The 13,569-nt window shown below is 43.7% G+C and carries 12 protein-coding genes and 1 other RNA gene; 8 read left to right on the top strand and 5 right to left on the bottom strand.

From position 1 onward, the window contains the following. Positions 1-27: 27 nt before the first annotated feature. Together DD657_RS03915 and DD657_RS03920 are read right to left on the bottom strand one after the other, a co-directional pair. Complete coding sequence (locus tag DD657_RS03915) at positions 28-1,638, bottom strand: serine hydrolase (RefSeq protein ID WP_287048557.1); 1,611 nt, start codon at positions 1,636-1,638, stop codon at positions 28-30. A 137-nt stretch (positions 1,639-1,775) separates the two neighbouring features. Beyond that, on the bottom strand, positions 1,776-2,483 hold the full coding sequence (locus DD657_RS03920) for a YiaD family glycine zipper/OmpA-like lipoprotein (RefSeq protein ID WP_021988767.1): 708 nt from the start codon (positions 2,481-2,483) through the stop codon (positions 1,776-1,778). 290 nt (positions 2,484-2,773) lie between these two features. On the opposite strand from DD657_RS03920, the gene bioD reads away from it, so the two are divergent. Genes bioD through DD657_RS03935 form a run of 3 tightly spaced genes read left to right on the top strand, consistent with a single transcriptional unit; the run spans position 2,774 to position 6,466 of the window. Continuing rightward, positions 2,774-3,439 carry a dethiobiotin synthase gene (gene bioD / locus DD657_RS03925; RefSeq protein ID WP_287048559.1) on the top strand — a complete coding sequence of 222 codons (666 nt, stop codon included), beginning with the start codon at positions 2,774-2,776 and terminating at the stop codon, positions 3,437-3,439. A 4-nt stretch (positions 3,440-3,443) separates the two neighbouring features. Beyond that, positions 3,444-5,249, top strand: a complete 1,806-nt coding sequence (locus DD657_RS03930) for a peptidase U32 family protein (protein WP_287048561.1) — start codon at positions 3,444-3,446, stop codon at positions 5,247-5,249. A gap of 2 nt (positions 5,250-5,251) precedes the next feature. Then, on the top strand, positions 5,252-6,466 hold the full coding sequence (locus DD657_RS03935) for a hypothetical protein (protein WP_287048563.1): 1,215 nt from the start codon (positions 5,252-5,254) through the stop codon (positions 6,464-6,466). Here the strand turns inward: DD657_RS03935 and DD657_RS03940 are convergent. Both DD657_RS03940 and holA read right to left on the bottom strand, forming a co-directional pair. Then, a complete protein-coding gene (locus DD657_RS03940; RefSeq protein WP_118773073.1) occupies positions 6,413-6,997 on the bottom strand; it encodes a D-glycero-alpha-D-manno-heptose-1,7-bisphosphate 7-phosphatase in 585 nt (194 codons plus the stop codon). The genes DD657_RS03935 and DD657_RS03940 overlap by 54 nt on opposite strands. A 111-nt stretch (positions 6,998-7,108) precedes the next feature. Further along, positions 7,109-8,119, bottom strand: coding sequence for a DNA polymerase III subunit delta (gene holA, locus DD657_RS03945; protein ID WP_021988762.1), 1,011 nt, complete (start codon positions 8,117-8,119; stop codon positions 7,109-7,111). A 126-nt stretch (positions 8,120-8,245) separates the two neighbouring features. On the opposite strand from holA, the gene DD657_RS03950 reads away from it, so the two are divergent. Continuing rightward, a complete protein-coding gene (locus DD657_RS03950; protein WP_287048566.1) occupies positions 8,246-10,201 on the top strand; it encodes a heavy metal translocating P-type ATPase in 1,956 nt (651 codons plus the stop codon). A 7-nt stretch (positions 10,202-10,208) separates the two neighbouring features. Then, the gene (locus DD657_RS03955; RefSeq protein WP_118773124.1) at positions 10,209-10,637 is read left to right on the top strand and encodes a Fur family transcriptional regulator; all 429 of its coding nucleotides are present in this window, start codon (positions 10,209-10,211) and stop codon (positions 10,635-10,637) included. A 23-nt stretch (positions 10,638-10,660) separates the two neighbouring features. On the opposite strand, the gene DD657_RS03960 is transcribed toward DD657_RS03955, so the two are convergent. Further along, entirely contained in the window at positions 10,661-11,239 is a 579-nt protein-coding gene (locus DD657_RS03960) for a DUF4294 domain-containing protein (RefSeq protein WP_118773070.1), read from the bottom strand. A gap of 45 nt (positions 11,240-11,284) precedes the next feature. Here DD657_RS03960 and DD657_RS03965 point away from each other — a divergent pair, with 45 nt between their 5' ends. The 3 genes from DD657_RS03965 to DD657_RS03975 all read left to right on the top strand — a co-directional run bounded on the left by DD657_RS03965 (position 11,285) and on the right by DD657_RS03975 (position 13,569). Beyond that, positions 11,285-11,875: a YqgE/AlgH family protein gene (locus tag DD657_RS03965; RefSeq protein ID WP_021988758.1), complete on the top strand. Its 591-nt coding sequence runs from the start codon at positions 11,285-11,287 to the stop codon at positions 11,873-11,875. Positions 11,876-11,928: 53 nt separating this feature from the next. Beyond that, positions 11,929-12,285: RNase P RNA component class A (gene rnpB / locus DD657_RS03970), an RNA gene on the top strand. 57 nt (positions 12,286-12,342) lie between these two features. Further along, positions 12,343-13,569 (top strand): L-serine ammonia-lyase, encoded by a 1,227-nt coding sequence (locus tag DD657_RS03975; protein WP_021988757.1) that lies wholly within the window; start codon positions 12,343-12,345, stop codon positions 13,567-13,569.

A 13,569-nucleotide genomic window follows, 5' to 3' on the forward strand; every position in this document is an offset into this window, starting at 1 on the left:
GCTCCCTCTTGTTTTGGGTATATATCCTTAGTAAACATTAGTTGATTGTGCTACCAGATTTTCCAGCAAATCCTGCATTTTTTCAATGATCGGGCTATCCATATTGTAATTTAAGGCCATTTGTTCCATTTGCGGGAAAGTAACCCATACACTGCCGTTTTTATCTTCCCATACTGAAATTTTCAGAGGTAATTCAATGGAGATACTCGGATTGTCCTGCATCAGTTTGGTACCTACTTTGGGGGAACCGAAAACAATGACCTGGTTTGGCCGGAGTTCCAGCCCGACTTCTGCTGCATTTTTGCCGTGATCGAATATGGCGAATACGGGAATTCCCATTGCTTTGATGTTTTGATTTAATTTTGCCATTGTTTCGGGTACACTGAACTGGCTTTCATAGGTATAGAGTATGTTGTCATTTGCTCCCGTACCCATTTTCCCATTGTCGAATGCCGCAGCGATACGGCGTGCCAGATTTGTCAAATCTACTCCTTCTTTATTGGCCAGTAAAGTGACGCATACCAGTTCGGAGGGATCCGTAAACCGGCTTAGGAATGCCGAGTGTCCGGGAACATTGCCTTTGATGTCCATCAATCCTTTGTGATGGTAGAATTGCCAACCGGCCATTGCAGGTACTGTTTTACCGTTTGTCAGTTTGGTCGGTTCATAGATCAATGCCCGGTTTTCAGGTTTGGCGATCAGGATACTGCCGGCCAGTGCAATGTCCCAGTGGCTTACGTCTTCTGCGGAGGCCCATAAGTCGGAAAAACCTTTCATTGTTGCTCCGTTTAAAGGGGCTACCTTTTCCAATTTGCCTTCTTTGTCCCGGTAGCCTGTCGATGTTTCCAGTGGGTCGATGTAGTCTTTGTCATGTTTAAAAGCCTGGTGTAAATTACGGCTTGCTCCTATATTTTCTTGTTTTACTTTGGACAAATCTTCGCCGAAATAGGTTTCCTTCATTCCCAAATAATCGATTTGATTCTTTTTTACGAATTCGTGATAGGGCATTTTTGCTACTTTTTCAATTATTGAAGTCAATAACAGAAAATTAGTGGCACTTTGCTTTACTTCTGTTCCAGGGGTAAAGGCCAGAGGTGCTGATTCGACCATGGCAATCAGTTCGGCAGGAGTATAGGCTTTCGAGGCCGTAAATCCGCTTTGTTTTCTGTAATCAGCAATCCCGGAACTGTGCTGCATTAATTGGAGGACGGTAATGTCTTTCCAATTTTCAGGAATATCCTTCAGATATTTGCTGATTTTGTCGTCCGGATTTAATTTTCCTTTTTCATACAATTGCATCACTGCAACAGCGGTGAATCCTTGTGAAATAGGACCGATCGGCCAAATGGTTTTCGGACTGGCCAGATTTCCCTTTTCGATATCCGTTATTCCGTATCCGACGACACGCGGTATATAGGGGGCTTGTACAATAGCCAGAGTCATTCCGGGAATACCTTGTTCTTCCATAAATTCATAAATCATTTGGTCTATGGATTTTCCCTGGTAAGCAACCTGTACATTGCCTCTGCCTTGTTGAGGTAATTGATTTTCATATTTCTTCATATCCATTTTTCCCGTTTGCGCTAATATCGTTCCCGAAATCAGCAGTTCTACAAATAAAAACAAGCTTTTTCTCATACTATTCGGTTTTCGTTGATTAATTTTATTCAAAGATAACCGGAAACATTCCGGGAATAAATGGCTATAATTCATTTAAAGTATACCATTTATCCCGAAGCTCTTTTTTGATTAATTATTATGTACGGGAGTTGCATTTATTCCAGAGTCCCGTTTTCTGCTTTTTTAATCATATCTGAATTTGCCGTGATGTAAACTTCCACGCGGCGGTTTTGGGCACGGCCTTCGGCTGTACTGTTGTCGGCAACCGGTTGGTCGTAAGCTAATCCTTCGGTGGTAATCCGGGAACGGTTGATTCCGTTTCCGACCAGAAAATTAGCTACGGCGTCGGCTCTTTCCTTCGATAGTTTTTCGTTGACGGCCCGGCTACCAGTGTTGTCCGTATGCCCGTAGATAGTAATGTCCGTATCCGGCGAATTTTTCAGGGATGTTGCGAATTTTGTCAGGGCTGTACGTGCTGAGGGACTCAACTCGCTTTTATTAGTCGCAAACAGGATGCCGTTATCGAAGGTTACTTTAAGGGCTTGTAAATTATTGACATCGGTAACACTTTCTACTTTGGCTTCCTGAATTTTCTCCAGTTCTTTTTTCTGTTTGTCCATTCTCCGGCCGATTAAGGCCCCTGTACCCGAACCGACGGCAGCTCCTACAGCGGCTCCGATCAATGCTCCTTTTCCTTTTCCGGCTAATGCTCCGATTCCAGCTCCCAGGGCTGCACCACCGCCGGCTCCGATCATCGCTCCTTTGCCGGTATTACTCATACTTGCACATCCCGGAAATACCGATCCGGAGAATACGATACAGCTTCCTAAAAAGAGTGCTGTAAAAAGTTTTCCTGTTTTCATGTTTTTGGCGTTTATTTTCCTTCTTGTTTACGGAATATGTGGCTGCCGAGTTTAAAAACAGATTTTAATTGTAGGTTGAAAATCAGAGTAAATGTTGGATTTATTAACCGGAGTTTGTGATCATCGATTTTATCTTAAAATAAATTAGAGCAATCTCACAAACTTGAGATATTTATGGACTGATTTTTATATTTTTGCGATTGTATTTGCTGTAATGCAGAAAACAGAAATTAAACCAGGAGAATCTCGGATCGTTATTATTTAAGATTTCTCATTTAAAATATATAAGCATGTCGGTGTATTTTATCAGTGGTATCGATACGGATGCCGGAAAATCTATCGTTACGGGAGTAATAGCCCGGACACTATTGAAAAAAGGAGTAAAGGTCATTACACAGAAGTTTATCCAGACGGGATGCCGGGGAATATCGGAGGATATATTGAAACACCGGGAGATTATGGGCATAGAGCCACAGGAAGTGGATAAGGACGGAACAACCTGTCCTTATGTTATGACCTATCCGGCTTCGCCACATTTAGCGGCAGAAATTGATAAGATAACTATCGATACGGCAATCATTCACCGGTCAACCGAAAAATTGACTGCATTATACGATAAGGTATTATTGGAGGGAGCCGGGGGATTATTCGTTCCAGTCAACCGTCATTACCTGACAATCGATTATGTACAGGATAACGGTTATCCGTTGATATTAGTGGCTTCTTCCAAATTAGGCAGTATCAATCATACTTTAATGAGTCTGGAGTTATGCCGCCTGCGGGGAATTGATGTGAAATATGTCGTATATAACGATTTCCCCAATGACAGTGAAATCATAAAAAACGATTCGATTACGATCATCCGTCAGTATCTGGATGACCATTTTCCCAACTGTGAATTATTGGAATTGCCTGTCATAGAAGGAAATAAATGGCCGGAACTCCATATCGGTTGAGTTTATGAGAAAAGTAGAACTATTGTCTCCGGCAAAGGATTTAACGATCGGCATTGCGGCCATCAATAATGGTGCCGATGCCGTGTATATCGGTGCACCGGCTTTCGGTGCCCGTAAATCGGCGGCAAATAGTATCGAAGATATCGCGCTGTTGGTAAATTATGCCCATCGGTTTTATTGCAGGGTATTTGTGACTCTCAATACGGTGTTGTATGATTCGGAGCTGAAAGAAGCGGAGCAGATGATTCGCCGGTTGTATGACATCGGAGTAGATGCCCTTATTATACAGGATATGGGTATTTTGAAACTGGATATTCCACCGATAGCCTTACATGCCAGTACTCAAATGCACAATTACGATCCGGAGAAAATTATTTTTCTGGATCGGTTGGGATTCGAACGTATCGTGTTGGCCCGGGAACTTTCGTTGGAACAGATACGGGAAATCCGGCAGCAGGTGAAGGCCGAGTTGGAAGTGTTCATTCACGGTGCCTTATGTGTCAGTTTGAGCGGACAATGTTATCTTTCACATTATATGTCCGGGCGTTCTGCCAACCGGGGGGAATGTATGCAGGCCTGCCGGATGAAATGGTCCGTAAAAGACAGCGACGGGAAGTATATTCTTCGGGATAAATATGTATTGTCTCTGAAGGACTTGAATATGTCTGCCCATATAAAGGATTTAATTGATATCGGTGTAGATTCGTTTAAAATAGAGGGGCGGCTGAAGGATGAGAAGTATGTGAGTAATATTACAAACCACTATCATTCGCTCATCAAGACACTTATAGAATCAGAGAATCGAGAAGTGGACCGTGTCGGTAGCGGAGAAATTCAGTCCGGTTTTCCGGCAGATCCCGAACGGAGTTTTAACCGGGGATATTGCGATTATTTTGCTGTGGGAAGACAAACCGGATTGGTGAATATGGAAACCCCGAAGTCGATCGGTAAGTATATTGGGACGGTAAGGCAAGTAAAAGGAAACCGCCTGTGGATTGCCGGTGGGGAAGACATGCATAACGGAGATGGATTGTGTTATCCGGAAAACGGGGAATGGAAAGGTATCCGGGTGAATAAAGCAGAAGGAGAAGTGGCTGAATGCAATGAAGTATTGACAGTACGTCCGGGAACCCGTTTGTACCGCAATTACGATCATCGGTTTGCCGTGCAATTGGAAAAAAATCATTCTTTCCGGAAGATCGGTGTTCGGATAAAGGTTGTTGCATCGGCGGGACATCTGAAGTTGTATGCAGAGGATGAAGACGGTGTAAAGGTTTTTCTCGAGCCGCAAGAATGTTTTGAGTTGGCTAAGGGAGAAGGACAACGGGAACGGTTGATACGGCAGTTGAAGAAATGCGGGGAAAGTGATTTTTTTTGCCAAGACGTCCTATATGAAGGAGAAACGCTGTTTTTGCCCGTAGCCGCGGTCAATAATTACCGGCGGCAATTGCTGGAGAATTTGTCTGTAGAAAGGGAAAAATACCGGGAAGTTTTAAGAATGAAAAAGCTTGTGCCGGAAGTGAACTGGAGAGAGAAGGTCGATTGGAAAGGAAATGTGAATAATAAGGCGGCGGCGCTTTTTTACCGGGAACACGGGGCCGTGGATGTAGAACCGGGATTTGAGACCGGAAATGAACAGGAAGGCCGCGAATTAATGCGCACCCGCTATTGTATTTTATATGAATTGGGCTACTGCCGGAAGCAGGGAAAGGACAAAAAACTGCATTTCCCGTTATATATCTGTAATGCAAAGTATTGTTTCCGTCTGGACTTTGATTGTCAGGCTTGTTTTATGAAGATTATTTCTTGATTATGGCACGGCTTTTTTGTTTCAATCCGGATAGTGAAATGGCCATTGCCAATGGCGGGCGTTTTTACACACCACCTGCTAATATTATCCGGATGGCAAAAGATTTGGGCTATTTACCGGCTTATTTCTCCGATAAGGGGGATGCTGTGCTTGTTCAGCAAAAACCGGACGAGGAATTTATACGGGAGCGGGAAACCATTTTCGGATTAAATCCGGAACTGGTGCTGCAGAAAATGTATGCCGGCTTGGGAGACAGAACGGCCGAGCCGTGGGGATGGAGTCCCCGGACGGATCAATTTTTACAGGCCGGATATTGGAAGGAGGAATACAAGGGACTGTACAGCCGGTTGACAGCCTGTCAATGCCTTCGGGAACTTTGTAACCGTTTGCCTTTTATCCGGAAAGATATAGTACCTGAAGTATGCCGGTCTCTGGATGAAATTGCCGTTTGTGTGCAAGGAGGGGAATATGTGGTAAAGGCACCGTGGTCGTCGTCCGGAAAAGGACAGCTTGGAATCGGCAGAGAGGGAATAACGGTAAAGGCAGGAGAATGGTTGAAAGGTATATTACACCGGCAAAATTATGTGATGGTTGAAAAACGATTGGAACGGGTATGTGATTTTGCCATGGAATTTTATGCAGACGGAGAAGGAACCATAAATTATGCCGGTCTGTCTTTTTTTTATACCGGGAATGGCGGGGAATACCAGGGAAATTATATCGGCACCCAAAGTAGGATTGAAGCAAAGTTGACAGCTTATATCGGATGGGAGCAGTTATGTTCGATAAAAAAGGAATTGTCGGAAATATTGCCTTCTGTTTTGTCCCGTTATAAAGGTTTTCTCGGGGTAGATATGATGATTTACAAAGATGAGCAGGGAGAATATCTTGTACAGCCTTGTGTTGAAATCAATCTCAGATATACAATGGGGGTATTGGCTTTGTTTATCAGTGAGCGTTATGTAGCTGAAAATTCAGAGGGAATTTTTAAAATTTCTTTTTATCCCGGAGAGGGAGAAGCTTTTCAAAAAAATCTCGGTTACCGGCATATATCCCCGTTGAAATACGAGGAAAATAAAATTGTTGCAGGTTATATTAATTTAAATCCAGTGGATAATTCGACAAAATTTCTGGCAGAACTTTTTATCCGGAAAAGAAATGGATCAGAACTCGGATTCGTCCAGATTCATGTTGACGGTTTTGGCTCTTATTCCTAGGATCTTATTTACGGCCGGAGTAATGTCCTGATTTTTGTGAATTTTGATGGACTTTATACCGGCAGCTTCTGCAGCTTTGGTATCCCGGGGACTATCTCCGATCATATAGGAACGGTTGCGGTCGATATTGAATTCTTCGATAGCCAGATTGATCATATAAGGAGAAGGTTTTCGGCAAACACAGGTTTTTACGCTTTCATGATGGGGACAATAGTATATCCTCGTGATACAGATCCCGTTTTTAGCAAATTCGGCACACATATAATCGTGTACTTCTTTAACTTGTTCATGGGTATAAATGCCTTTGGCGATTCCTCCCTGATTTGTAACGATAAAGAGAAGATAACCTGCATCCTGCAGTTTTTTCAATCCTTCGACTACTCCCGGATTAAAATGTACATCTTCCTGCCGGTAGATATAATCGAAACCCTCGTCACAATTCAACGTCCCGTCCCGGTTAAAGAATACTGCTTTATTCAAAGGCTTTTCATCCGGATTCACTACGTTTACAGATGTTTTTCTTCTTCGCATTGTTTTTATTACTTTTATTCATTGCATTTTTATGCAACCGTAAATTGGTATATGCAAATATAAAGAAATTCTGCCGTATTCCGGATAATAAAAAATTTTAATTTTGGCCGGTTAATGCATAATTTTAAAGACCAGTTCTTTCAGCAATTCTCCGTCGGAACTATTGACATTGCCTACGCCTTTGGATTTCATGTCATATTCACGCAGTAATGAGATGATGCCGGCACATTTGACTGCATTGTACATACGCGCCCCGTCGGTATAATCTTTCATAAAAAAGCTGTTGATGCCCAGCAGTCTTGCCATTTCCTGTGCATTAGGGGTCGATTTTTTCTGATAATGATAGGTCAGCAGATTCAAAAAATATTTAAACAAGGTGGCAATCGTCAGTACCAACGGACTGTTTTTGGGGTTGGCTTCGAAATAATTGACGATGCGGTTGGCTTTGAGGAAATCTTTTTGAATGATGGCCGTTTGTAGTTCAAAGGTATTGAAATCCTTACTGATACCGGTGTGTTCCTCTACCAACGATTCTTTTATCGTTCCTCCCGGCGGAAGCAGTAATATCAGCTTGTCGATCTCGTTTGCTACCCGGCTTAAATCAGTTCCCAGGCTTTCGGCTAAAATACCTGCAGCCTTGGGCGTAATATTGTATGAACTCGATTTACAGTAGTTTATAATCCAATCCGGGATTTTATTGTCGTATAATTTATTGGAATCGAACCAGATACAGTTGGAAGAGGCATTTAGTTTTTTAAATACATTTTTTCTCTTGTCGGCTTTTTTGTTTTTGTAGGCCAGTAACAGGATGGTTGAGGTTTGGTAATGTTCGATATAAGGTAAGAGATTATCGAAATCTTTGATATTTTGCGCTTCCCGGACAATAACCACTTGCCGCTCGCTCATCATAGGGAAGCGCCGGGCCGTATCGGTAACGGTCGTCATATTGACGTCATTGCCGTACATAACCGTTTGGTTAAAGGCTTTTTCTTCTTCGGTAAGTACGGTTTTCTCGATCAGATCGGTGATACGGTCGATAAAAAACGCTTCTTCTCCGTTCAGAAAATAAATGGGTTTGTATTTTTTGGCTTTAATATCCTTTATAATTTCCTCAAAACTCATTGTTCCTGTATTTGGGACAAAGATAGGAAATAATACCTTATTATTTTTACATGTATCGGTATTAAACTTTGCAACTTTGTTGCATTTGCTGTCTGTTATCTTTGTAAAAAATAAAAAGAAAAGAATATGAAACAGTATGCCAGTTGCGGATGTTGTGCAGATAAGAAAGCACAGCCTACCAGTGTTTTAAAAAAATCCGGTTTTATCCGTGATTATTGGAGAGTTTTACTTTCATTGTTACTGTTACTCGGTGGAATAATGCTGAATGCAATGGATATGGCTTTTTTCCGGGAGAATTATGTCGCATTGACATGGTATTTTTTGGCTTATTTCCCTGTCGGACTCCCTGTTATAAAAGAAGCGTGGGAAAGTATCTTTCGCAAAGATTATTTCAGTGAGTTTACGCTTATGTCTGTCGCTACGCTGGGGGCTTTTTATATTGGCGAGTATCCCGAAGGGGTGGCAGTAATGCTGTTTTATGCTGTGGGAGAACTTTTTCAGGATAAGGCTGTCGATAAGGCAAAGCGCAATATCAGAGCTTTATTGGATGTCAGACCGGAAAGGGCTGTCGTCGTCAGGGGGGATGTCCTTATTGTAGAGGAACCTCAACGGGTACAGGTCGATGAAGTCATTGAGGTAAAAGCCGGAGAGCGGGTGCCGTTGGACGGTGTGATGTTGAATGACGTTGCAGCTTTCAATACAGCCGCCTTGACGGGAGAAAGTGTGCCCCGGAATATCAGAGAGGGCGGAGAGGTTCTTGCCGGAATGATTGTTACGGATAAGGTGGTCCGGATAAGAGTAACCAAACCTTTCGATAAAAGTGCCTTGGCCCGTATTTTGGAGTTGGTTCAGAATGCCTCCGGACGCAAGGCGCCGGCCGAATTATTTATTCGCAAATTTGCCCGTATCTATACACCGGTTGTCATCGGTCTGGCCGTGTTGATCGTGTCGTTGCCTTTTCTGTATTCGCTGGTCAATACACAGTTCGTATTTACATTCGACAATTGGTTGTACAGGGCGTTGGTTTTTCTTGTTATTTCATGTCCCTGTGCTTTGGTTGTCAGTATTCCTTTGGGTTATTTCGGAGGTATCGGAGCGGCTTCCCGGTTGGGAGTTCTGTTTAAAGGGGGAAATTATCTGGACGCTATTACCCAAATTAATACAGTTGTATTCGATAAAACCGGTACATTGACTCGCGGGACATTTGAAGTGCAGTTGTGTAAGCCGGCACCGAAGTTTTCGGAGAAAGAACTGATACGTTGGGTGGCTTCTGTAGAGCGGAATAGTACACATCCGATTGCTAAAGCGATTGAACGTTATGCGAAGGATCAGAAGATAGAGCCGGTTGCTGTCGCCGGTGTAACGGAGATCGCCGGTCACGGTTTGGTCGCAGAGGCAGACGGAATCCGGGTTTTGGCAGGAAATACCCGTTTGTTGTCCCGGTTTGATATCGATTTCCCGGAAGAGTTGCTTGCTGTAAGGGATACGATTGTGGTTTGTGCTTTGGGAGATGAATATGCAGGTTATTTGTCGTTGTCGGACAGGCTGAAAGAGGATGCTTTTACTGCTGTCGAGGACCTGAGAGCGTTAAATATCCGTAACATTCAGATATTATCGGGTGATAAACAACGTATTGTTACTAACTTTGCAGAAAAGCTGGGCGTAACGCAGGCATACGGAGACCTGCTTCCTGACGGAAAAGTGAAGCACATTGAGGAGTTACGCCGGAATCCGGAAAACCGGATTGCTTTTGTCGGGGATGGTATAAACGATGCTCCTGTTCTGGCTTTGAGTCATGTGGGGATTGCAATGGGAGGATTGGGGAGCGATGCCGCCATAGAAACGGCCGACGTCGTAATACAAACGGACCAGCCTTCTAAGGTTGCTACTGCTATTAAAGTCGGAAAACAGACACGCCGGATCATTTGGCAAAATATCTCTTTGGCTTTTGGCGTAAAATTGCTTGTATTGATTCTGGGAGCCGGTGGGATGGCTACTTTATGGGAGGCCGTTTTTGCGGACGTAGGGGTTACACTGATTGCCATACTGAATGCCGTACGGATACAAAAAATGATTAAATAGAATGGTTATGGAAGAGAAAACCTGTTTGGATATGCTGGCAAAAAGGGAAATCAAACCGACTGCTATACGAATATTGGTGTTGCAGGCCATGTTACGGGCAGAGCGGGCAGTTTCTTTACTGGACCTGGAAAATTTATTGGATACTGTTGATAAATCTACTTTGTTTCGTACCGTCACCCTTTTTCTGTCCCACCATTTGATACACAGTATCGACGATGGGACTGGTTCGCTGAAATATGCGGTATGTGGCGATAGTTGTGCATGTGCCGTCGAAGATTTACACACTCATTTCAACTGTGAATATTGTCATAAAACGTTTTGTCTGGAAGGTATACCGACTCCGGTTGTAGAGCTGCCCAAAGGTTTTACACTTAAAAGTATCAATTATGTGTTGAAGGGGATTTGTCCCGATTGTGCTTTGAAATTAAAGAATTGAGGGCACAGGAGAAGTCTGCAAGTTTATTCCCCGCGCCGGATGGCCAGTACAATCTCTTCGATATCTGCATCTTTACCGTAAGGTTCGTAATCTGCTTTGAGGTTGTTGCCGAATAGCAATGCGAGGGATTGCCAGAAATAGGCATTTACGCTTCCTTTGTATTCTTTGATGTGAGCAAAAGCGCTGTTATTGGTTTCACGGTATATTAAACGAATAAGAATACGGCCTTGTGTGATAGTAAGTTTCATTAGTGGCTTTTTGAATGTTTTCATCATTTCTCCGTACTCTTCTTTGATGATCTGTTTACGTTTTTTGCGGTCGGACACGGTTGAAATGCGGGTATCTATTTCCCGGATTTTCCGGGCTGCAATTTGGGCGTAGGGATATACTTTGCGGACATTGTATTCCAGTCTTTCCTGTCTTTGGGTATAGCGGCGGTATTGGCGTTTGTTCAGTTTTTTTCCAAATACATTTACTTCTTCCAGGTTCAGATGGGGAAGCGTGTCGCCGTGTACGACTGTTGCCGGCACGACAATTTGTTGTGCTTTTAAAGCGTTTGCATAAAATAATACCCAAAGTATGACGAAGAATATTCTTACCATACCAAAATAATTTGCTATTTTTGACAGGTAAAAATACGAATATTTGTGGACGAACAGTTTCAGGATTTATTTAAAATAAAATACAATCGTAAAAATGTCGGTGTCGGTGATATTCTGATTGCCGAACCTTTTTTGAAAGGAAAATATTTTTCCCGGGCGGTAATATATATTGTTGAGCACGATAAAAATGGGACAATTGGTTTTACGTTGAATAAAGTTTTGCCTTATACGACTTCTGAACTGGTCAGTGAATTGAAAAAAATTGATTTTCCGGTGTATTTGGGAGGGCCGGTAGAGCAAAACCGACTTTATTATATACATACGCATGCGGAACTTCCTGATTCTTTATTGATCCGGGACGGTGTGTTTTGGGGAGGTGATTTTACTCACTTGGTGCGTATGTTGAACAGCGGAGATATTTTACAGGATGAAGTTCGTTTTTTTGCCGGATATAGCGGCTGGGATACCGGTCAGTTAGAGAGCGAGCTGGAAGAAAATTCATGGATGGTGGGACAGATTAGCGGTGAAGGGATTTTTCACAGGTCTCCGGATGGATTGTGGGAAAAATCGATGTCGGAATTGGGGGGAAGATACAAGGTATGGGCGAATTTCCCGGAAGATCCGGTTATGAATTGAAAGGTCAGCGCCTTTCAGTGGAATTGAGAATTAGAGAATTATTTTTCATTATAATAGCAGGCCGTTCTATCGCTGTCCCGCAAGGGAGAGAGGAAAGTCCGGGCAACACAGGGAACCGTGCTTCCTAACGGGAAGATATCCGTGAGGGTATAGTAACGTAACAGAAAATAACCGTTCCGGGCGTTTAACGTTTCGGAATAAGGGTGAAAAGGTGGGGTAAGAGCCTACCGGTATTCCGGGTGACCGGAGTAGCCGTACGTCTGACGGGTTGCAAGACCATGTATACCGACGCTTTAAGCTTTCCCGGCTGAGTCGGGGGGTAGGTTGCTGGAGTTGCAAAGCAATTTGCAACGTAGATAAATGATAGAAACCGTAAGGTACAGAACCCGGCTTACAGGCCTGCTATTTTTAGTTTAAATTATCGACAATCAATAATTGAATCTTTAAGGAAAGAAGCAGAATTAACGATGAAATCAATACGTGAAATTTACAATATCGGATATGGCCCTTCTTCCAGTCATACCATGGGGCCCAGCCGTGCGGCCGGTTTTTTTGTCGGGAGACACCCGGAGGTGGAGAAAATCAGGGTTACTTTGTACGGAAGCCTGGCATTAACAGGAAAAGGGCACGGTACGGATACGGCGATTATGAAGGTTGTCCCCCGTCCGGAGGATACGGAAATTATCTGGAAACCGGATATCACCTTGCCGAAACATCCGAACGGTATGGTGTTTGAAGCCATATCTCAGGGGCAGGTGATCGACAGTTGGACGGTATATAGTATCGGCGGGGGAGCGTTGTGGGATGAAATAGGTACGTTTGACGGAGGAGACGTTTATCCGACAACCTCGATGTCGGAAGTGATCAGATGGTGTTTGGATGAAGGGTGTACATTTGTGGATTATGTGACGAAGTATGAAGGGGAAGAGATTTTTATTTATCTGGAAGAGGTTTGGAAGCAAATGCAGGAGACGCTGGAAAAGGGATTACAGGCTGAAGGGGTGTTGCCCGGAGCTTTGAAATTAGCCCGTAAAGCCAGTTCATACAATATAAAGGCGATGCAGTCCTCCGGTTCATCCCGGCCGATGGGGATGCTTTTTGCCGCAGCCCTGGCCGTATCGGAAGAAAATGCCGGAGGCGGACGGGTAGTGACGGCACCGACATGCGGGGCTTCGGGGGTTGTACCGGCTGTCATGTATTTTTTGAAGCACGATCAGAAAATGCCCGATTACCGTATTATCCGGGGATTGGCGACAGCAGCTCTGATCGGTAATATTGTCAAGAGTAACGGTTCTATTTCCGGCGCCGAAGTGGGGTGTCAGGGTGAATTGGGTACGGCCTGCGCAATGGCTGCCGGCGCAGCTACTCAAATTTGGGGAGGGACTCCCCGGCAGATTGAGTATGCTGCCGAAATGGGCTTTGAGCATAATTTAGGATTGACCTGTGATCCGGTGTTGGGCTATGTACAGATTCCCTGTATAGAACGGAATGCTTTTGTAGCTCAAAAAGCCCGGGAAGCAGCTTTATACGCCTTGTTTTCTGACGGGCGTCATATGGTTTCTTTCGACGAGGTAGTCAAAACGATGATGGAAACCGGAAGAGACATGCAGGCCAAATACCGGGAGACAAGTCTGGGAGGTCTGGCCAGCGTATGTATTAAACGGTTGAAATGTGATTTAAACGATACATTGTAA

Origin of the sequence: Culturomica sp. (assembly GCF_003524185.1) — a bacterium.
GTDB classification, from domain to species: Bacteria; Bacteroidota; Bacteroidia; order Bacteroidales; family Marinifilaceae; genus Culturomica; species Culturomica massiliensis.